Origin of the sequence: Marinobacter salexigens, from assembly GCF_018860765.1 — a bacterium.
GTDB classification, from domain to species: Bacteria; Pseudomonadota; Gammaproteobacteria; order Pseudomonadales; family Oleiphilaceae; genus Marinobacter; species Marinobacter salexigens_A.
In genome coordinates, this window is the sequence record NZ_JAHKPV010000015.1 from 14,952 (window position 1) to 35,660 (window position 20,709).

The window sequence follows — 20,709 nt, forward strand, 5'->3', positions numbered from 1 at the left end:
TTTTCCTAAGAAAATGAACCCGCCACCCCAGGCCGAACATGCGTTGTGCTAGTTTCCTTTTAGTTCCAGCATTGGTTTCAGATAGCGACCGGTATGGGACGCTGGGTTTTCTGCAACCTCCTCAGGCGTGCCTTCTGCAATGATTTGACCGCCCCCTGAGCCGCCTTCCGGGCCCAGGTCGATGACCCAGTCTGCCGTTTTTATTACGTCCAGATTGTGTTCGATGACGACAATCGTGTTGCCTTGGTCCCTCAGTCGTTGCAACACGTTCAGCAATTGCTGGATGTCGTAAAAATGCAGGCCTGTAGTGGGTTCATCGAGGATGTACAGTGTTTTGCCTGTATCGCGTTTTGAGAGCTCTTTGGCGAGCTTTACGCGCTGGGCCTCGCCGCCAGATAAGGTGACAGCGCTCTGCCCAAGGCGGATGTAGGAGAGGCCTACATCGATAAGCGTTTGGAGTTTTCTGGCGAGGAAGGGCACTGCATCGAAAAACTCGCGACCTTCTTCTACCGTCATGCTCAATACTTCGTTGATGTTTTTCCCTTTGTAACGGACTTCAAGCGTTTCCCGGTTATAGCGTTTGGCTTTGCATACATCGCAGGGAACATACACGTCCGGCAGAAAATGCATTTCCACCTTGATCATGCCATCTCCTTGGCAGGCTTCGCAGCGGCCGCCTTTGACGTTGAAGGAGAATCGTCCCGGTTTGTATCCCCTTGAGCGGGCTTCCTGAGTTCCGGCGAAGAGTTCGCGAATTGGAGTGAACAGGCCCGTGTACGTTGCAGGGTTAGAGCGGGGGGTGCGTCCAATGGGGCTTTGATCTATGTCGATTACCTTATCCAGCTTATCTAGGCCTATGAGCCCCTTGTAAGGTGCTGCGTTTAGAGTGGTCGCTTTGTTGAGTTTGGCCGCTGCGACTGGATAGAGTGTGCTGTTTATTAGGGTGGATTTACCAGAGCCGGACACGCCCGTTATGCAGGTCATTATGCCCAAAGGCAAGGATAGCGTTACATTGTGCAAGTTATTGCCAGTGGCGCCGGTCAGCGTCAGAATTTCCCCATTTCCTTTATGCCGGGTTGTCGGGATGGCGATTTCTTTCACGCCACTGAGATATTGGCCGGTGAGGGAGTTAGGGTTTGCAAGAATGTCAGCAGGTGTTCCTTGAGCGATTATATGGCCGCCGTGTACGCCAGCGCCGGGTCCGATATCAATCACATGGTCAGCCGCTCGGATGGCGTCTTCATCATGCTCGACCACTATGACAGTATTTCCTAAGTCCCTAAGGTGGGTAAGGGTACTGAGGAGGCGGTCGTTATCTCTTTGATGAAGTCCTATAGAAGGTTCATCCAGAATGTACATCACACCCACTAGGCCAGCGCCAATCTGGCTGGCTAGTCTTATACGTTGTGCTTCTCCCCCAGACAAAGTGTCGGCACTGCGTTCGAGTGTTAAATAATCTAGCCCAACGTTCACAAGGAATTGTAGGCGTTGACGGACTTCCTTGGTTATCTTCTCGGCAATTTCTCCTTTACGTCCGGGCAAGTCTAGTGCGTCAAAGTAGGAGTAAGCCTCACCGATTGGAAGGGATGTAATGTCAGAAATGTTGCGTTCTTCAATAAAAACGTGACGAGCGCTGCGCCGAAGTCTGGAGCCCTTACAGTCTTTGCAAGGCTGTGTGCTGAGATTTCGAGCCAACTCTTCGCGCATGCTTTGGGAGTCGGTTTCGCGGTAACGGCGTTCTAGGTTGGGAATGATACCTTCAAAGGAGTGCGCCCGCTCCATGATTTGGCCGCGAGAGTTCACGTACCGAAACGGAATTTCTTCAGAGCCAGATCCGTAGAGGAGCATTGTTCGGAAGTCTTCCGGTAGGTCTTCCCAGGGGGTTTCGAGATCGATGCCGTAGTGCTCGCCAATGCTACCCAGCATCTGGAAATAATAGACAGCTCGTCTATCCCAGCCTTTGATGGCTCCAGCGGCAATCGTTGACTCTGGATGCTGCACGATTTTCTCAGAATCAAAAAACTGCTTAACACCTAGCCCGTCGCAAGTAGGACAGGCGCCTGCGGGGTTGTTGAAGGAAAATAGCTTGGGTTCAAGTTCACTCAGAGCGTATCCACATTGAGTGCATGCGTATTTCGCGGAAAAGGTTTGGTCTTCGTCCCCGTTTCCTGTCTCTGAATCCATTGGCGCAACAAGCGCTATACCCTCGGCAAGCCCAAGAGCAGTCTCGAAACTTTCAGCCAGTCGTTGCTCCAGGCCGGGCTTTACCTTAAACCGGTCCACGACTACATCAATCTGGTGTTTGCGCTTTTTGTCGAGGGCTGGGGCGTCATCGATGTCATAGACGGTTCCGTCTATACGCAGCCGAATAAAACCTTGGCTGCGCATGGTCTCTACGACCTGAAGGTGTTCTCCTTTGCGGTCGCGAATCACCGGGGCAAGGATCATCAGTTTGCTGTCTTCCGGCAGCGCAAGCACCTGATCAACCATCTGGCTAACGGTTTGAGCCTCCAGTGGCTGGCCGTGTTCCGGACACCGCGGCTCTCCTGCGCGGGCAAACATTAGCCTTAAGTAATCGTATATTTCGGTGATAGTTCCGACTGTAGAGCGAGGGTTGTGAGACGTTGATTTTTGTTCAATAGAGATTGCCGGTGAAAGGCCTTCGATGTGATCGACATCCGGCTTTTCCATCATTGAGAGGAACTGGCGGGCATAGGTGGATAGCGACTCCACATAGCGTCTCTGACCTTCGGCATAAAGCGTATCAAATGCGAGAGACGACTTGCCAGAGCCGGACAACCCCGTGATCACGATCAGTTTGTCCCTAGGGATATCCAGGTCTATGTTCTTCAGGTTGTGGGTACGTGCCCCTTTGATCTGGATATGATCCATAACACCTCGCTTGGAGAAAAAACGGAAATTATACCGCGTTACGTCGGCTGCGGCGAAAATGCCGGTTATCTTGTGCCTGTCCCCCGTTGAAGAACCTTCTGTTACAATGCGCCGCCTGCGGAACATATGTTCTTTAGCAAGGTCACGTTTTCAACCCCGGGAGAGGAGCCAACTGCCATGAATGCGCTGGAAAAACGCTCCGTATTTGCGTTGGCATCGGTTTACGCTATTCGTATGCTCGGGTTGTTCATGATCATGCCTGTATTTATGCTCTTAGGTGATGACCTTCAAGACGCAACTCCGGCCCTGCTCGGCTTCGCTATTGGCGCCTATGGCTTAAGCCAGGCCTTGCTGCAGATCCCATTTGGCCTGCTTTCTGATCGAGTTGGCCGCAAGCGGATGATTTATATCGGCCTGATTCTGTTTGCTGCAGGTAGCATACTCGCAGGCTCTACGGACTCAATATACGTTGTTATAGCTGGCCGGATCCTTCAGGGCGCTGGTGCTATTGCCAGCGTGCTTATGGCGTTACTCAGCGATCTCACCCGCGAAGAAGAACGGACCAAGGCCATGGCCACAGTGGGCATATCGATTGGGCTATCCTTCTCTGTGTCACTTGTGTTGGGGCCGATACTGGGGGCGGCATGGGGGCTTTCGGGGATTTTCTACGTTACTGCGGCTTTGGCGATAGTTGCGCTGCTCATAGTTAACCGCGTGGTGCCTACACCACACCAGCACAAGGTAAGTGCCGATACTCATCCAGCGAAAGCGATGCTGGGGCGGGTATTGTCAGACAAACGCTTGTTGCGGCTGGATTTTGGTATATTCGCGCTGCACTTGGTGCTGACGTCGCTGTTTCTGGTGTTCCCATCGGTTTTACAGGATCAGCTTGGGCTTGCGAGTCAATCACACTGGTGGTTCTATCTCAGTGTGATGATTACTTCATTTTTCGCCATGGTGCCGTTTATCATCATTGGCGAGAAGAAGCGCATGATGAAGCCAGTGCTCTGTGGTGCAATTGCGCTGCTCACGCTCGCAACGGTTGGGCTTGCGGGGATATCCGCTAGTCTTATTTTTGCCTGGGCGGTGATGTTCTTCTTTTTTATGGCCTTCAACCTTCTGGAAGCTAGTTTGCCGTCTTTGATCAGTAAAGAGGCGCCTGCAGCCAGTAAGGGGACCGCTATGGGCGTGTATTCTACCTCCCAATTTATGGGGGCTTTCCTAGGCGGAGCCTTTGGTGGTTATCTGCTGCAACAAGTCGGAATTGAGGGTGTTGTTTGGTTTATGGTAGCTGTACTCGGTCTATGGTTGCTGGTCGCATTAACAATGCCGGCGCCGGGTCACACCTCCGGTTTCGTGGTACAGTTGCGAGATGTGGTCGGCGGCCAATATAACGACGTTGATGGCAGCCTGCGACGCTTGCCGGGTGTGCAAGATGTGGTCATTATTGAAAACGCTGCCACTGCCTATTTGAAGGTAGATCGACAGCACTTTGACGAAGCGTTGCTTGCGGACTTTCCATTTGTTCGACACGGCAGCAATTCTTGAAATCCGAAGGCCCGCAAGGAATGCGGGTATCGTTGAAAACAGAATCGGGAGCAGAACATGGCAAGAGGCGTAAACAAAGTTATTCTTATTGGGAACCTCGGGCAGGATCCGGATACCCGTTACACCCCGAACGGCAATGCCGTGGTGAACCTGACTCTTGCGACCGATGAGAGCTACAAGGATCGCCAAACCGGCCAAATGGTTCCGAAAACGGAATGGCACCGCATTGTTATGTTTGGGAAAATCGCCGAGATCGCTGGCCAGTACCTGCGCAAAGGCTCGAAAGTTTACATTGAAGGTAAGCTCCAGACTCGCAAGTGGACGAACAAAGAAGGCCAAGACGTGTACACCACTGAAGTGGTTGTCGATATCAACGGCCAGATGCAGATGTTAGATAGCCGTGGTGCTGATGGTGGCATGAATCAGGGCGCACCCGCTGGGCGCCCGCAGCAGCAATCGGCACCAGCACAGTCACAGAACAGTCCTCCGCCACAGTCCGGTGGTTACAACAATCAGAGCCAAAACCAAGGTCAGCCACAGCAGGGGAGCAGCATGCCCGAGCCAGTGGATGATTTTGATGACGATATTCCGTTTTAATGTTTGCGTAATCCAGATAAGTTATTGAAAACCAGTCGCCCCAAAACTAGGGTCGACTGGTTTTAGTTCTTGGCAAAAAATTAATGAGTTTAGTCGTCTCCATCCGGCTCACTGACTACAACCCTGTTTCTTCCTGCACGTTTGGCAGCATAAAGCGCCGTATCTGCAGCTGCGAACCAGTTCTCTTGCCGGTAACCTTTTTTGTAGCCAGCCACCCCCACACTAATAGTGATGGTGCTATCCGGACTGCCCGGGATTTTGATTCCCTCAGCCACGCGAATGCGTAACTTCTCCGCGATTTGATAACCCATTTTTTCATTTGCGCCGGGAATCAAAATGGCGAATTCCTCTCCGCCGTAGCGGCCAACTACATCATAGTTTCTGGCATGTTCCATCATTATGCTTCCTAACTTTGCAAGCACGCTGTCGCCAGTCTGATGACCCCAGTTATCATTGATCTGTTTAAAGTGGTCTGCATCCAGCATTAAAATAACAGCTGGATGTTCTCCTCTGGATGCTCGGTTTAGTTCTTGTTGCACGCGCTCCATCAAATAGCGGCGGCTATAAACTCCGGTAAGTGCATCTTTGTTGACCAAGTCTTCCAACTTGGAGTTCAGTGTTCTGATATCTCTGGTTCGAGATGTGATGGTGGCCTCCAACTTGCCCGTTGCCAGATGCATACCAAAATAGAGTGCAAGTTCGATCAGTATGAAGACAAAAATGGCATAAACAACATTGACCCATGTGTCGCGATAGAGCCCCTGTAGTGCGTAGTCAGCGGGTTGCCAAATCATGACTCGCCCTAGCGGCGGCTCATGTTTGTCGCGGATGCCGATATAATCACGAAGAGCAAATTCGGTTAATGAAATTGGGCCGCTTCGTGTTTTTAGTATGATGGTGCGGCCTCCGGATGTCGGGTAGTATTCCGGCTTGTTTTTCAGGGCTGCAAGCACATCTTCCAGATTGTCGGATGAGCTGGCTTCAACGAAACAGCCGCACTCTGAAGTGAGCGGTTCAGTTGGTGGTTTCCAGACCGCCGCATCCACGCGTTCCTTGCGGATCACGATCGCTATTTCGTAACCGATTGCAGAGCTCAACGACTCAATCAGAGGGCTGAACGACGTGCCTACCTCCAGTGCCCCAACTTGTTTTTGGGGGTCGCTGAAACTGAAAACGGGTACGACACCACGCAGGCCAGCGTATACCCGGCCCAATTCAAACCCCTGACGAGGCTGGCCGTCACGATTTACATCTACGACCAAGTGCCTCAAGTTATCCATGTTGTCGCCGAACTTTTCAGGCTTGTGAACGCGTAAAAAGCTGTTAGAGCCCGGCCCGAGATGAAAATGCAGCTGGCGCACCTGGTATTCCTTCGTCATTTTTTGCCAGCCCGGAGAAACTGTTTCGTACAGCAGTGCGCGAATGTCGTCAGGCTTGATGACATTGCCAGCGCTATTTTCTGTAGTGGCGCGCTCGGCTTCGTTCATCAACCTCTGGACATCGGGAGAGTTGGCAACAAAAGTCGCCAACTGAGACATGCTGTCTAGAGTTGTCGACAAAGCAACTTCAAAGGTTTTTTGTGACTGTTGTCCTTTCTGAGCGAGCGCGCTTTGCAGGGCTTCTTTGTCACTTATATAGTTGATCATGACGAAGATCGCTTCGCTCACGAGTATAGTGAGTGAAACGGCCAGAAAAATCTTGTGGTGCATTTTCGCCATGTTAATGAATTCGATAGCTCAAGTCTGAATGTGGTGTACCTTTTAACACAAATATGGTCAATTGCCAGTTGATCAGAATTGATTCGAACCGAGAGTGTGAGAGCGGAAGCTATTCCTCCTCTGCGCGATCCATGCCCAACTCATTGATTTTACGTGTTAGAGTATTTCTTCCCCAGCCTAGTAGAACCGAGGCATCGCGACGCTTGCCACCGGTGTATTCGAGGGCCGTTTCGATCATGATTTTTTCGAACTCGGGCATCGCGGATTCGAGAATGGCGGTTTCTCCTCGCCTTAACTCCTGGTTCGCCCAGTTTTTCAGGCCCTCCTGCCAAGTGATTCCGGTACCGAGGGGCTCGCTTTGATTGCGTAATTCGGGTGGTAGATCGTTTATGTGAACCTCTCTGCCACTGGCCATTACCGTGAGCCAGCGGCAGATGTTTTCAAGTTGCCTCACGTTGCCGGGCCAAGGCAGGGTGGTAAGAAAGCTCTGGGTTTCCGGGCGTAGGATCTTTGGCTCTACCGTGAGCTCGCTAGCTGCTCTTTGCAGGAAGTGCTGCATCAACCGGGGAATGTCTTCCCGGCGCTCGGCCAACTTCGGCAGGTGCACGCGAATGACGTTCAGGCGGTGGAAAAGGTCTTCTCTGAAGTCGCCAGCTTGAACGAGCTGTTCCAGATTCTGGTGCGTGGCGGCTATGATGCGCACATCAACCTTAACGGGCGTGGTGCCGCCAACACGATAAAACTCACCATCGGCCAGAACTCTTAGCAGGCGAGTTTGGGTATCGCCCGGCATGTCGCCGATTTCGTCAAGAAATAGGGTGCCACCATTAGCTTGCTCGAATCTTCCCTGACGTATTGCCGAGGCCCCTGTGAAAGCGCCTTTTTCATGGCCGAAGAGCTCGGATTCGATAAGGTCTCTGGGAATGGCTGCCATATTTAGGGCGATGAACGGATGGCTGCTGCGGGGACTATGATTATGCAGAGCTTGAGCGACCAGTTCTTTACCCGTTCCGCTTTCCCCGTTGATCAGTACTGTGATGTTTGAGTGGGATAGCCGGCCAATAGCGCGAAAAACTTCCTGCATGGCGGGGGCTTCGCCGATGATTTCGGTGCTGTGCTGGTGGGCTTCTTCCTTTGGCTGGGAACCCGCCCGCTTTTCATGGCTGTGGGCTACGGCCCGTTCAGCCAGAGCAACGGCATCGTCTACATCAAAGGGCTTCGGGAGATACTCGAAAGCCCCGGTTTGATAGCTGGTGACCGCACTTTCCAGATCGGAATGGGCTGTCATTATAATCACAGGAATGTCTGGGTGAGATGCCGAAATCCGTGATAACAGGGTGATGCCGTCAATACCGGGCATACGGATGTCGCTGATAATAGCGTCGGGCTGTTCTTGTTCCAGCCGCTTCATAATGCCCTCGCCACTCTCGAACGCGGTGGGCTGCAGGCCGGCCTGATCAAGGGCGCGCTCCAGTACCCAGCGTATACTGCGATCATCATCGATAATCCATACTTTGGCGGATGTTTGGCTCATGATGTGCCCTCCAGAGGCAGGAAGATAATGAAGTCCGTTTGGCCGGGTTCGCTCTCGCACTCAACCAGCCCATGGTGCTGGCCGATAATGCTCTGGGTGATGGATAGCCCTAGCCCTGTGCCGTTAGCGCGACCGCTGATCATCGGGTAGAAAATATTCTGACGCAGCTCTGGTGTAATGCCCGGGCCGTTATCGATGATATCTATTCGACACACAAGTCGGTGGCGGTTAGGGCCAATGGAGACTTGCCGCAGGGCGCGGGTGCGGAATGTAATACTTGGGGCTTGTTCAACACCAGAATGATTGGTTGGGCTTTCAAAGGCCGCTTCCATTGCGTTGCGGGCGATATTGAGGAAAGCCTGAATCAACAGTTCTTTGTCCCCCAGCAGTTCGGGCAGGCTGGGGTCGTAGTCCCTTTGGAGCAGCACTCTGCCTTTGCTTTCTGCGTCAAGAAGGGTGCGTACACGCTCGAGTACTTCATGGATATTGGTTCGTGCGAGTTTCAGTGCCTTATTGGGGCCAAGCATTCGGTCAACAAGACTGCGCAAGCGGTCTGCCTCTTCAATAATAACTCGCGTATATTCCCGTTGGTCTGCGCTAGCCAGTTCCCGGTCAAGCAACTGTGCGGCGCCGCGAATGCCTCCTAGCGGGTTCTTGATTTCATGAGCCATGCCTCTTACGAGAATGCGGGTGGTTTCCTGTTGGGCAATCAAGTCTTCTTCACGGCTTATCCTAAGTAGACGATCTCTGGGCTGTATCTCTACCAAAAGTACAGCCGGATCTTGGTCAAGGAGAGATACGGAGTAATCTACGGTGCGCTGTGAGCCACTGGCCAGCAGAAATTCAGTCTCCCGGCGTGTGTAAGAGTGGCCGGTCTCGGATGCTTTGCGCAAAGTTCTGAAAGCGTCATCCGAATCCAGCAGGATGTCGCTGAGCGCAAGCCCGGCGCTGCGTGTCATGCTGGTTTCAAATAGATTTTCCGCCGCAGGGTTTAGGTAGTGGATGACCAAATTGCGCTCTAGTACAACAACCGATGTGGTGAGATTGTCCAGCATGTTCTTGAAGTGGTTTTCGCTAGTTGATGACTGTGCCATGCGTGGATCCTGTTGGTTATGGCAAAAGGGGCGGGATGGTGCCTAAACGGAATCCCCCCAATCTGCCTTTGTCGCTGTAACAGGATTCAGCAAGAACCGAACCACTTTCGATATGCTAGTAAATGGATGTTTGGGACAGGCAGCAGAGGCGCCGAGAGGGGGCAGCGCAAGGCAGTCTGTGAACGCAAGGCGCAGGTAGGTTTGGTGCTCTATCTATCGGCGCTAGACTATTATTGCACCAAAATAGATCTGCCGCACCAGAATGGTGCGGCCTGAGGTTCAGTTTTGCACAGACGGGCGGTGAACGGTAAAACGTATGGGGTTGCCGGTTTTAATCTGAACGCCGTTTCGGTCAACAATGTGAATGCCCGCATCGTGGGTTCCACGGAAAACATTGTTAACGGTAACCGACCCTGATGCGCTTTGCCCGACAGGCTGGCCGTCTAGTGTTACTTCGTATTTATGCCCCGGCTTGAGTTCAGGGGTGCTATGCATTTCAAAGTGCACATCGCCACTACCGCTGTGGAATGCCTGTTCGTCCTCGGGGTATACGAACGATACCTGCTCATAAATCGATCCTTCCCGTTTCACTTCTTCTAGCAACTTTTCGGTTTCACTCACATTTTTTGGTTTGGGGAGTGTTATGGTTGTTACAGGTTTTACTTTCACTGTCTCCGCACCTTTGGATGGCTCGTCGGAGTAGGTTACGTTGCCTTGTGCGTCCACATTGCGGTAAACCTCTGCGGTTGCCGGTGTTGCGATCAGAAGCGCTAGCCCTGCAGTGATTCCAAGCTTAAGTCTCATAATTACAGCTCGCTGTATTGTTTGGTTTGATTATCAATGGCCGAGCGGACGTTTTCAATGCGGCAGGGAGAGATGATGGTTACATATCGTTAAGGGCGAAGGTGTCATGTCTAGAATTACGAAAAAGCCCCACTGTTTTAGAGTGAGGCTCTTGAGGCTGCTACTCAGTGCCAGTGCGACCTTTGCGGTCGCAGCTGGAAGGCGTTAGCAGGAATAGTACAGTTCAAACTCGACTGGGTGAGTGGTCATGTTGATGCGCTCAACTTCTCCACGCTTCAGGTCGATGTAGCCCTGAATCATATCCTCTGTAAATACGCCGCCACGGGTTAGAAACTCGTGGTCATCTTTCAAAGCGTCCAGTGCTTCCTGAAGCGTTTCCGCAACTTTTGGAATGCTAAGAGCCTCTTCTTTCGGCAGGTCGTACAGGTCTTTGTCCATGGCGTCGCCTGGGTGAATCTTGTTCTGGATGCCATCAAGGCCAGCCATCATCAGCGCAGAAAATGCGAGGTACGGATTGGCGGCCGGATCAGGGAAGCGCACTTCCACGCGGCGGGCTTTCGGGCTAGTGACATACGGAATGCGGATGGATGCAGAGCGGTTACGCGCAGAATACGCCAGCATAACCGGCGCTTCGTAGTGCGGCACCAGACGCTTATAGCTGTTTGTAGCTGGGTTGGTGAACGCGTTCAAGGCTTTGGCATGCTTGATGATGCCGCCCACGTAGAACAGTGCCATTTCACTCAGGCCAGCGTAGCTGTCACCAGCAAATAGGTTTTTGCCGTCTTTGTTCAGGCTCATGTGTACATGCATGCCAGAGCCGTTATCGCCGACGACTGGCTTGGGCATAAAGGTAGCGGTTTTGCCGTAGGCGTGGGCTACGTTGTGCACGCAGTATTTAAGAATCTGAACTTCATCGGCTTTTTTTGTCAGGGTGTTCGGGCCTACACCAATTTCACACTGGCCTGCCGTGCCTACCTCATGGTGATGCACTTCAATAACCAGTCCCATGGATTCCATAGCCGCGCACATGGCACCACGCAGGTCGTGCAGGCTGTCTACCGGTGGCACGGGGAAGTAGCCGCCTTTGACGCCGGGGCGGTGACCAATGTTATTGCTGTCGAAATCGTCGCCGGAAACCCATGCGGCTTCTTCGGAGTACAACGAATACATAGAGCCCTGCATGTCAGTTTTCCACTTCGCAGAATCGAAAACGAAAAACTCTGGTTCAGGGCCAAACAAGGCGCCGTCTGCGATGCCTGTGGATTTTAGGTACTCTTCGGCTCTACGGGCAACAGAGCGTGGGTCGCGCTCGTAGCCTTGCATGGTTGAAGGCTCAACAATGTCGCAAGTAATGTTGATGGTGCTTTCTTCGGTGAACGGGTCAAGAACGGAGCCACTGTCGTCCGGCATTAGGATCATGTCGGATTCGTTGATGCCTTTCCAGCCGGCGATAGATGAGCCGTCAAACATTTTGCCTTCGGTGAAGAAGTCCTCGTCGACCTCGGCCGCAGGTATAGTCACGTGCTGCTCTTTGCCGCGGCTGTCAGTGAACCGCATATCAACCCATTTCACTTCGTGCTCTTTGATCAAATCAGCTGTCTTGGACATGTATATGCTCCGTTAGTAATCCCGCACCGCGGGTGAATTCGTGATCAGTGTTCCGGATCGTTCTGCAGAGCTGAATTCCGGTCTGGTATACAGGTCTGCGCAGCTTAGCAAAAGCTATCAATACTTACCTTCACATTTCAGGTGCGCAGAAGGTTTTAAAACCTGTTAACAAGGTTAAAGCAAGGTGCTTGCCAGTTTTGGTTTGAATCTTATGGATTAGCGTGTTTTCAGTCAGCGGGCCGGATTAGCTGCCTCAATTATATAATGGGGTTGGTTGAGCTAGGCTAACCTCGGGCTGTCGAGGCGCACTAAGCTGGTGCGCCATGGTGCGGCCAACTGGTGCGCTGCGCCAAGTTGGTGCATCGAGCTTGGTTTGGCAAAGCTGATTAAGAAATAGGCGTTCTTCTGCATATAAACGATGCAGAGTTTTAGATATACTGCGCGCCGCTTCATTTTCTCCGTGTGTACCCGGGCCATCGATCTGGATGTCACATGTGAGGCGCCGGGCCTTCAGGTTCCGGTGGATGAGTTCATTTTACAGATTTGAGATGGCATGTGCGGGCCTTGCCCGTGAACGACCTTCTCAGGTCATTGAGTGCATGCCGCAGGATTAATTTTGTGATTGAAAAACTTCGTAATATCGCCATTATCGCCCACGTTGACCATGGTAAGACCACGCTAGTAGACAAGTTGCTACGCTTGTCCGGAACGCTGGACCGCAAAGAGCTCGAAAACGAGCGCGTTATGGATTCCAACGATCAGGAAAAAGAGCGGGGCATTACTATTCTTGCCAAAAACACCGCGCTGAAATGGAACGGCTACGACATCAACATCGTAGACACACCTGGCCACGCGGACTTTGGTGGCGAAGTGGAGCGAGTAATGAGCATGGTGGATTGTGTGCTGCTGGTGGTGGATTCCATCGATGGCCCCATGCCTCAGACGCGCTTTGTGACCCAAAAGGCCTTCGCAGCGGGTTTGCGCCCGATTGTAGTCGTGAATAAGGTTGACCGCCCAGGCGCCCGTCCTGACTGGGTTGTGGATCAAGTTTTCGATCTGTTTGATAGTCTTGGTGCTACAGATGAGCAGTTAGACTTTCCAATCGTTTATGCCAGCGCGCTCAACGGTGTTGCCGGTCTGGACCATGAAGATCTGGCAGATAACATGGATGCTGTATTCCAGTCCATTGTTGACCATGTACCTGCGCCCTCTGTTGATCCGGAAGGCCCCTTCCAGATGCAGATATCCCAGCTGGATTACAGCAGCTTTCTGGGTGTAATTGGCATAGGCCGAATTGCTCGCGGCAAGATCAAAACCAACTCGCCGGTCGTCGCTATTGGTGCTGATGGTAAAAAACGCCAAGGTCGTATCCTTAAAATTATGGGGCACTCCGGCTTGCAGCGCGTAGAAGTCGAAGAAGCTCAGGCGGGCGATATCGTGTGCATCAGTGGGTTGGACGCTTTATATATCTCCGACACTCTGTGCGACATGAACAATGTGGAGGCTCTGCCGCCGCTAACGGTTGATGAACCTACGGTTTCGATGACCTTTCAGGTTAACGATTCGCCTTTCTGTGGCAAGGAAGGCAAGTTTGTGACCAGCCGGAATATCAAAGATCGCCTTGAGAAAGAGCTGCTGCACAACGTTGCTTTGCGCGTTGAAGAGGGTGATTCGGCAGACAAGTTCAAGGTATCTGGCCGTGGTGAGTTACACCTGTCGGTTCTGATCGAGAACATGCGTCGTGAAAACTTCGAGCTGGCGGTAGGTCGCCCTGAAGTTGTTATCAAAGAAGTGGACGGCGAGAAGCAAGAGCCATACGAGAACGTGATTGTTGATATTGAAGAGCAGCATCAGGGCCCTTTGATGGAGCAAATGGGGCTGCGTAAAGGTGAACTCACCAATATGGTGCCGGATGGTAAGGGTCGTATGCGCCTTGAATACACCATTCCTGCGCGGGGCTTGATTGGTTTCCGTAACAGCTTCCTGACTATGACGTCCGGCACGGGTATTCTGACCTCAACGTTCAGCCACTACGGGCCCATCAAGATCGGTGATGTCACAAGCCGTCAAAATGGTGTTCTGGTGTCTATGGCTACAGGTACAGCTCTGACCTACTCGCTGGAAACCCTTCAGAGCCGAGGCAAGCTCTTCCTTGATCCCGGCCAGGAAGTATACGAAGGACAGCTTTGCGGTATCCATAGTCGTGAAAATGACTTGGTTATCAACCCAACCAAGGGTAAGAAGCTGGACAACATGCGAGCCTCTGGCAAGGATGAGGTTATTGGTTTGGTCCCACCGATCAAGTTCACCCTTGAGCAGGCGCTGGAGTTTATTGATGACGACGAACTGGTTGAAGTAACGCCTAAGTCCATTCGTCTGCGTAAAAAGCACCTTACCGAGAACGAGCGCAAGCGCGCGAACAAAAAGTAAGGTTTACGTTCTAAAAAAGGCCGGCGCTGGTAATACAGCCCCGGCCTTTTTTTTGGTCTTCGTTCTTTGCAAAGGCAGTTCTGTGTGAGCTTAACTCCGCTACACTATCAACGAAACCAATCCTCAATAACGGAGTGCCTCATGCTTACCCTTTACCCCGATATCAAGCCTTACGCAAAACACCGGCTGGCGGTGGAGGCGCCCCATGAGTTGTATGTTGAGGAAAGCGGCAACCCAGAGGGGATTCCCGTGCTTTTTGTGCATGGCGGCCCGGGTGGAGGCTGTGAAGATTATCACCGCCGCTTTTTTGATGCAGAGCGCTTCCGTATCATTTTATGGGATCAGCGCGGAGCAGGCCGCTCAACCCCCCTTGCGGAATTAAAGGGAAACAGTACTGAAAAGCTTGTTCAGGATATGGAAGCAATACGCACGTTTTTGGGTATTGAGCGCTGGTTGCTGTTCGGTGGCAGTTGGGGGTCGACTCTCAGTTTGGTATACGCCCAAACCCATACTGAGCGGGTTATGGGGTTGGTTCTTCGGGGTATTTTTCTTTGCCGCCCCAGAGATATCTCCTGGTTCTATCAGGACGGTGCAAGCCGCGTATTTCCCGATTACTGGCAGGACTTTGAGGCGCCGATACCTGTGGGTGAGCGTGATGATATGGTGAGCGCATTCTACCGCAGGCTCACCAGCAGCAACGAGTTGGAGCAGATTCAGGCTGCGAAAGCCTGGTCTATATGGGAAGGCCGCTGCGCAACTCTTAATCCGAGCCCGAGAGTTGTTGAGCATTTTGGCCACCCCCATGTTGCCATTGCTCTGGCGCGAATCGAATGCCACTACTTTATGAACGCGTCCTTTCTAGGAGAAAATCAGATTATAAGGGATGCTCACAAGCTCCGAGATATACCCGGCATTATTGTGCATGGTCGCTACGACATGGTTTGTCCTCTGGACAATGCCCTCACGCTCAGCAAGGCCTGGCCGGAAGCGGATTTGAGAATTATTCGCGAAGCTGGCCACTCTGCGTCTGAACCCGCGATTGTGGATGCGCTGATGAGAGGTGTGGACGAGGTGATCGCAAAAGCGGAGCAAATTGCAGGCTGAGGTTATCCGTTAATCGGGGTTGCGGGAAACTATGTGCATGGATACACTCTTTCTTGTTTGTAATATTCTTACATCTCAGGAGTTGGCAAAAGCTGCATGAAAGGGCTTGTTCAGCGAGTAGTGGAAGCAGGCGTCGAAGTGGGTGGGCATAAGGTTTCATCCATAGGTACAGGCGTTCTTTTGCTATTAGGTGTAGAGCGGGGAGATGGGCAAAATGAAGCTCAAGATTTGTGTCGGAAAGTTCTTGCATATCGAATTTTTCCGGATGAGTCAGGACGCATGAATCGTAGTCTGCTCGATATCGGTGGCGCTTTACTTGTGGTGCCTCAGTTTACACTCGCCGCTGATACTTCATCCGGTACCCGACCGGGTTTTTCGCACGCAGCTAGCCCGGATTTAGCTGAAAGTCTCTATGGCAGCTTTCTTGATTTTGCCCGAACGAGTCTAGGTTCAGAACGCGTCAAAGAGGGCTGTTTCGGCGCGGACATGAAGGTGAGCTTGGTAAATGATGGGCCGGTAACTTTCATGCTTTCAACCCGCTAAGATATGTCGCAGGCATGTGAGCGGCGGGCGAGGGAAGTCATTAAATATTTGCAAAATTGGCTTATTTGTATTATTGATGAGTCATCATGCAGTGCTTTAAGAGAGCGCTGTAAGTGACTGAACTATAAAGAGCCGCTTAGTCGCGAATCTTTTTTGTAGGAAAAGTTGCTGTGATGTCATGTATTTGACATGTAGCGATCATAAAGTAGGAGCTATCCAGTTTACTGGGGCACCTTACAAAAATCGGGATTAACCCGTTGTTAAAACCTGAAATAACTCGCAAAAGGACATATCAAGATGAAAAAAACGCTTATCGCATCTGCCATCGCTGCCGCCACGATTTCTGGCACTGCACTGGCGCAGGAAAGTAACTTGCCGTCCGTATACGGCAATATTCAGTATGCTTTGGTTCACAGCAACGTTGAGGGCGCTGGCTCTTCAATCGACCATTATGACAACGGAAGCACCTTGGGTGTAACTCACGACCACGAGATTGCCCCAGGCGTTACTGGTTTCTTCAAGTTGGAGCTTGACGGTTTCAATGCTGATGACAAGTCTTACGGTCGCGGCCAAGGTCGTGTGGATGAAGCTTACATCGGTGTTCAAGGCGATAGCTTTGGTAAAATTTGGGTTGGTTCCGACGATTCAACATACGAGCGTTCAATCGATAAGATCGCAAACACCTACGAAGCAGCAAACCTAAGCATCGGTGGTAGCTATAGCACCGGCGAAGGCGACCTGATTCAATATGAAACCCCGTCTTTCGGTGGTTTGAAGCTAGGTGCGGCAGTTCAGGTGAACGGCGACACCACTGCAGGTGGCAAGTCCTACCCTTACCAGTTGGCCGCTATTTACGCTGTTGATAGCCTAGAGCTGGCGTTTGCGATGGACTCTAACGATGGCACTACTGGTTACTCAGGAACCACAGCAACCGATCCTAACAACGAAAATACCTACGGCCTACGTGCTACCTACAAGCTAGATAGCTTGAGCCTTACAGGTCAGTACCAGACACGTAAAGAAGTGGCTGACGTGTTTGGCCTAATGGGTGTTTATACCCTTGGCGCAAACCAGTTCGCCCTTTCTTATGAAATGGCAGTTGCGGATGACGCGAACGATACTGAGCGCAACACAGTCACTCTTCAGGCTCTGCACAACTTGTCTGACCACATGTACGTTTACTTCGAAGGCTACCTAGGTGGTGGCGATGATGGAGTATATGGTGTGGCAAACGAGAGTGAAGCATCTGTTGCCGCAGTTGGTGCAGTTTACTACTTCTGATTAGCCAGCCAGCTAATCAGTTAGTTTAGTATTGAAAACCGGTGACCTTTGGGTCGCCGGTTTTTGCGTTTTTGGTTCGCAGAACTTAAAGGGGTATTAAGCATGGCTGAAGAGCTAGAGATAAAACTGAGTCTTGCGCCCGCTAATTTGATAAAAGCCCTTGGTTGGTTGCAGGCGCAGCCAGAGGCCGAAAATGGGAGCAGGAAATCTCTGGTGAACTGCTACTACGACACGCCGGATTCGGAGCTTAATCATCAGAAAGCCGCGCTGCGTGTGCGTCAGGCTGGCAGCCAGTATATCCAAACCCTTAAAACCCGTGGTGAGTTCGTCAATGGTGCTCACCGCCGTGAAGAGTGGGAGTGGCCAGTCTCGGGACCGAATTTATCGTTGGGGCTGCTGGCGGATACCTCATTGGGAGACAGGGTGAACTTAGCTCGGTTGGCGCCTGTTTTTGAAACTAACTTTACCCGTCAAGTGGTCATGCTAGACGATGGCGATGCGGTGATTGAATGCGCTTTGGATGAGGGGGTTATTGCAGGCGGTGGCCGGGAAAAGCCGCTACACGAAGTCGAGTTTGAGTTGGTATCCGGTGACCCGAGGCGCCTGCTTATCTGGGCCGAACGACTTGCCCAGCAATGCCCGGTGTTTTTAAACCTGATCAGTAAGGCTGAGCAAGGTTACTATCTTGCGGGCATACACATGGCCGGTTCCGCGGTTGGTGAACACACCGACGAGCAGGATGATCTTGATCGTTTTTTACAACGGCTCAGCAATGCTTGGCTGGAGCAGGAAAGGGTTCCGCTTGCAGGCTTGGACATTCAATCGCTGAGAGCTCAGGCTAAGGCTTGTGGGCTGGGGCAGACCTTTGCGTCCGTTATTGAGGCTCTGGAAGCGGGTAAGCCCTTGCAGGACCTACTGGCTAAGTCAGACATTGGTCGGTGTCAGTTGGCGCTATTGGCAAATCGCCTTGGGTCAGGTGCCTAAAATCGCTGTGGCGATGGTGAAATAAATCAGCACTCCGCTAACATCAGCAATGGTTGTGATTAGCGGGATGCTCGCCGCAGCCGGGTCAACGCCTAGTCGGTTAAGTAGCAGCGGCAGAAGGATGCCGATAAGCCCGCCCGCCAGTACGACGGCTATCATGGTTATGGCAACGATGGTAGCAATGACCATTTCCGTGCGGAACAAGCCGACCGCCCAAACTGTCAGGGCCATGGTCAGGCCCAGCGCAGTTGCTACACACAGTTCCTTGTTGAACAGGCGAAGCCAATCACGGTTTACTACGTCTCCCGTCGCAATCCCCCGCACCACCAGCGTCGCGGATTGTGCGCCTGCGTTTCCTGCACTGGCGACCAGCAGGGGCATAAAGAACAGTAGGGCAAGGTGGGCACCGATGATGTCTTCGAAATGGGCTATGCCAGCACCGGTAAAGATGTTGGCAAACACTAGAATAACTAGCCACTGAATCCGGGAACGATACAGGGAGAAAGGGGAGGCTGTCGTAATGCCGGTATCCAGATTACTGACCGACCCACCTTTATGGATATCTTCTGTGGCCTCGGCTTCGATAACATCCATGGCATCATCATAGGTGATAATACCTGCCAAGCGGTTGTGTTCATCCAACACGGGCAAAGCCAGTAAGTCGTACTTTGCGATCAATCTGGCAACATCATCCTGAGACGTGTCGGTTTGGGTTGTTACCAAACCGGTTGCGAGCAGGGAATCGATGACCGCGTCTGGCTTGGCAACAATCAAGCGGCGCAAAGAAACCACGCCGATTAGTACCTGTTGCTCATCAATCACATACGATTGGTAAATGGTCTCTTTATCTTCTGCTGTTTTACGCAAAATATCTATGGCTTCACTAGCCGTGATGCCAGACTCAAACACCGCGTAGTCTGTGCTCATCAGGGCGCCAGCCGTGCCTTCGGCGTGGGCTAAAAGGGCGGTGAGGTCATCCCTGTCTTCCTCATCGAGCTTTCGGATAAGCTGCTTCTGGCGAGGCTCTTCAAGCAGGTTAAAGAAATCAACCCGATCGTCTGATGGCATTTCAGCGGTCAGCAGCGCAAGCTCTGCTAGGGGTGTTGCTTGTGTCAGTACCAGTTGGATCTCGGGGTTTGTGTAGCCCAAAACCTTTGCTCGCTGGGCCAGCGGGAGCCTCTGAAATAGGGAGATACCTAGATCGCCCTCGCAGTTTTGTTCAATAAACTCGGCAAGGTCGGCCGCGTTAAATAGCTTGGCTGCGTCAATAACGGCCCGAGGTTGCCCGGATGCAAGCGCATCTATCAGCGGCTGGAAAAGTATGGATTCCATAGATAGCGCCTAGGGAAGTTGCTCAGTGGGTAGTAGAAGCGGGTTGATCAGTAATGGTCGCATCTTCCTGCATGTTTCTCCATTTCTCCATAAACTTACGGTAGCGCTCCAGTGCTTCCTTAATCACTTCAAGGTCCGGTGTATCATTGGATTTCACCAGCACAATAAGCCCTTTCCCCTCAATCTCTTCGCTAATCGGGGGATGGCAGATAACTTCGTCGTTGTGATCGATGTAGGCCAGAGCAGTCCCAATGCCATGACGGATCAACGCGCTGACAATGTCCGCCCAGTTTAGATCGTCCAGTTCCAAGTCGTAGCGGTGGGGGTGATCCTGCTCGTAATTGAACATGTCTTCCAGCACCTTTTCGGATCCGGGTGCTACCACCGAACGCACCATGATTTCAGGGTAGGTTCGCACGGGGCGTATAACCGCTCGCACTCCGAGCTCTTTGTAGCGGCTACGGTTTGCGTCCGTAACACACTCCACCGTTGTTTTCTGGCCAAGGTTGAGCTCTGCGAGGCGGTGGGAGATGTCGAAAGTCAGGCTGTCCGAATGGGGGTCAGATTCGTCCGCTGCTAACACAACAATGTGCTTTGCGCTTCCTGCGTGCACGGCCTTCAAGGCTTCTGGGTCGAAGCCGGAACCGTGGAAATGCACTATACCCAAGTCAGAGAGTTCTGCTGGCAGTCCACTGGGGAATTCTCGGGTAAGCAGCATGATAGGGATGGTTTCATAGCCCTGAACAGAGCGGATTTGCGTTGCAAAGCGCATGAAATAGGTTACGCCGCCGTGTTTTGGTGTGTTGATGATGACGATGTGGTTGTTCATTTTATAGATCCAGCGTCCGGTTAAAATGCGTTCCCGGCGGTAGAACCGGTACTCAATAAAATCACTGACAATTAGGGTTAGCAGGGTGATAGCACCCACGAACATGAGCAATATGGTGCTAATTCGCCCTATATAGGTCACAGGTGCGAAATCGCCATAGCCGACTGTGGCAATGGTGGTCATCGACATCCACAAAGACTCGAACAGGGTTAGATCTTCAACCGTCCAAATAATCATTATCTGGGTGGTCAGTAGTGCTACCAAAATCATGAATAGGCGTTTTACTCGCTTCCTGATGAGCCCGCCCATGGGTACATGACTCTTCTCATGCTCGGCGTTAAGGGGAAAGCGGTTTCTCAGCATCCGGTATCGGCCTGTTCAGTCTCGGGTAAGTTCGTTATACAGTAGCGG

At 52.0% G+C, this 20,709-nt stretch carries 15 protein-coding genes; 7 read left to right on the forward strand and 8 right to left on the reverse strand.

Features of this window, described 5'->3' with window-relative positions; genetic code table 11:
- Window positions 1-48 precede the first annotated feature (48 nt).
- The gene (uvrA, locus tag KO508_RS08480; protein ID WP_216007894.1) at window positions 49-2,892 is read right to left on the reverse strand and encodes an excinuclease ABC subunit UvrA; all 2,844 of its coding nucleotides are present in this window, start codon (window positions 2,890-2,892) and stop codon (window positions 49-51) included.
- 177 nt (window positions 2,893-3,069) lie between these two features.
- Between uvrA and KO508_RS08485 the strand changes: the two genes are divergently transcribed.
- Complete coding sequence (locus KO508_RS08485) at window positions 3,070-4,440, forward strand: MFS transporter (RefSeq protein WP_216007895.1); 1,371 nt, start codon at window positions 3,070-3,072, stop codon at window positions 4,438-4,440.
- Window positions 4,441-4,497: 57 nt separating this feature from the next.
- Window positions 4,498-5,037, forward strand: a complete 540-nt coding sequence (gene ssb, locus KO508_RS08490) for a single-stranded DNA-binding protein (RefSeq protein ID WP_216007896.1) — start codon at window positions 4,498-4,500, stop codon at window positions 5,035-5,037.
- A gap of 89 nt (window positions 5,038-5,126) precedes the next feature.
- On the opposite strand, the gene KO508_RS08495 is transcribed toward ssb, so the two are convergent.
- From KO508_RS08495 to glnA, 5 genes are all read right to left on the reverse strand, one after another.
- Window positions 5,127-6,683, reverse strand: a complete 1,557-nt coding sequence (locus KO508_RS08495) for a sensor domain-containing diguanylate cyclase (RefSeq protein WP_216007897.1) — start codon at window positions 6,681-6,683, stop codon at window positions 5,127-5,129.
- A 181-nt stretch (window positions 6,684-6,864) separates the two neighbouring features.
- Window positions 6,865-8,289: a nitrogen regulation protein NR(I) gene (gene glnG / locus KO508_RS08500; protein WP_216007898.1), complete on the reverse strand. Its 1,425-nt coding sequence runs from the start codon at window positions 8,287-8,289 to the stop codon at window positions 6,865-6,867.
- Window positions 8,286-9,383, reverse strand: a complete 1,098-nt coding sequence (gene glnL / locus KO508_RS08505; protein ID WP_216007899.1) for a nitrogen regulation protein NR(II) — start codon at window positions 9,381-9,383, stop codon at window positions 8,286-8,288. Before glnL ends, glnG begins: the two co-directional genes overlap by 4 nt.
- Before the next feature lie 279 nt (window positions 9,384-9,662).
- On the reverse strand, window positions 9,663-10,187 hold the full coding sequence (locus KO508_RS08510; protein ID WP_216007900.1) for a DUF4124 domain-containing protein: 525 nt from the start codon (window positions 10,185-10,187) through the stop codon (window positions 9,663-9,665).
- A gap of 204 nt (window positions 10,188-10,391) precedes the next feature.
- Window positions 10,392-11,795 carry a glutamate--ammonia ligase gene (gene glnA, locus KO508_RS08515; RefSeq protein ID WP_216007901.1) on the reverse strand — a complete coding sequence of 468 codons (1,404 nt, stop codon included), beginning with the start codon at window positions 11,793-11,795 and terminating at the stop codon, window positions 10,392-10,394.
- A 618-nt stretch (window positions 11,796-12,413) separates the two neighbouring features.
- Here glnA and typA point away from each other — a divergent pair.
- From typA to KO508_RS08540, 5 genes are all read left to right on the forward strand, one after another.
- Entirely contained in the window at window positions 12,414-14,225 is a 1,812-nt protein-coding gene (gene typA / locus KO508_RS08520; RefSeq protein WP_216007902.1) for a translational GTPase TypA, read from the forward strand.
- 141 nt (window positions 14,226-14,366) lie between these two features.
- Window positions 14,367-15,329, forward strand: coding sequence for a prolyl aminopeptidase (gene pip / locus KO508_RS08525; protein ID WP_216007903.1), 963 nt, complete (start codon window positions 14,367-14,369; stop codon window positions 15,327-15,329).
- A gap of 96 nt (window positions 15,330-15,425) precedes the next feature.
- The gene (gene dtd / locus KO508_RS08530; protein WP_216007904.1) at window positions 15,426-15,872 is read left to right on the forward strand and encodes a D-aminoacyl-tRNA deacylase; all 447 of its coding nucleotides are present in this window, start codon (window positions 15,426-15,428) and stop codon (window positions 15,870-15,872) included.
- A gap of 297 nt (window positions 15,873-16,169) precedes the next feature.
- A complete protein-coding gene (locus KO508_RS08535; protein ID WP_216007905.1) occupies window positions 16,170-17,153 on the forward strand; it encodes a porin in 984 nt (327 codons plus the stop codon).
- Window positions 17,154-17,255: 102 nt separating this feature from the next.
- Window positions 17,256-18,137 carry a CYTH domain-containing protein gene (locus KO508_RS08540; protein WP_216007906.1) on the forward strand — a complete coding sequence of 294 codons (882 nt, stop codon included), beginning with the start codon at window positions 17,256-17,258 and terminating at the stop codon, window positions 18,135-18,137.
- On the opposite strand, the gene mgtE is transcribed toward KO508_RS08540, so the two are convergent.
- Window positions 18,126-19,469 (reverse strand): magnesium transporter, encoded by a 1,344-nt coding sequence (gene mgtE / locus KO508_RS08545; protein WP_216007907.1) that lies wholly within the window; start codon window positions 19,467-19,469, stop codon window positions 18,126-18,128. The two genes, KO508_RS08540 and mgtE, sit on opposite strands and share 12 nt — an antisense overlap.
- 22 nt (window positions 19,470-19,491) lie before the next feature.
- Window positions 19,492-20,661, reverse strand: a complete 1,170-nt coding sequence (locus tag KO508_RS08550; RefSeq protein ID WP_216007908.1) for a potassium channel family protein — start codon at window positions 20,659-20,661, stop codon at window positions 19,492-19,494.
- Window positions 20,662-20,709: the final 48 nt, after the last annotated feature.

Coding starts and splice junctions, on each gene's coding strand:
- mgtE (WP_216007907.1), bottom strand. CDS start 19,469: ATGGAATCCATACTTTTCCAGCCGCTGATAGATGCGCTTGCATCCGGG.
- KO508_RS08550 (WP_216007908.1), bottom strand. CDS start 20,661: ATGCTGAGAAACCGCTTTCCCCTTAACGCCGAGCATGAGAAGAGTCAT.
- KO508_RS08485 (WP_216007895.1), top strand. CDS start 3,070: ATGAATGCGCTGGAAAAACGCTCCGTATTTGCGTTGGCATCGGTTTAC.
- glnA (WP_216007901.1), bottom strand. CDS start 11,795: ATGTCCAAGACAGCTGATTTGATCAAAGAGCACGAAGTGAAATGGGTT.
- KO508_RS08540 (WP_216007906.1), top strand. CDS start 17,256: ATGGCTGAAGAGCTAGAGATAAAACTGAGTCTTGCGCCCGCTAATTTG.
- pip (WP_216007903.1), top strand. CDS start 14,367: ATGCTTACCCTTTACCCCGATATCAAGCCTTACGCAAAACACCGGCTG.
- glnL (WP_216007899.1), bottom strand. CDS start 9,383: ATGGCACAGTCATCAACTAGCGAAAACCACTTCAAGAACATGCTGGAC.
- ssb (WP_216007896.1), top strand. CDS start 4,498: ATGGCAAGAGGCGTAAACAAAGTTATTCTTATTGGGAACCTCGGGCAG.
- dtd (WP_216007904.1), top strand. CDS start 15,426: ATGAAAGGGCTTGTTCAGCGAGTAGTGGAAGCAGGCGTCGAAGTGGGT.
- uvrA (WP_216007894.1), bottom strand. CDS start 2,892: ATGGATCATATCCAGATCAAAGGGGCACGTACCCACAACCTGAAGAAC.
- KO508_RS08495 (WP_216007897.1), bottom strand. CDS start 6,683: ATGATCAACTATATAAGTGACAAAGAAGCCCTGCAAAGCGCGCTCGCT.
- KO508_RS08510 (WP_216007900.1), bottom strand. CDS start 10,187: ATGAGACTTAAGCTTGGAATCACTGCAGGGCTAGCGCTTCTGATCGCA.
- glnG (WP_216007898.1), bottom strand. CDS start 8,289: ATGAGCCAAACATCCGCCAAAGTATGGATTATCGATGATGATCGCAGT.
- KO508_RS08535 (WP_216007905.1), top strand. CDS start 16,170: ATGAAAAAAACGCTTATCGCATCTGCCATCGCTGCCGCCACGATTTCT.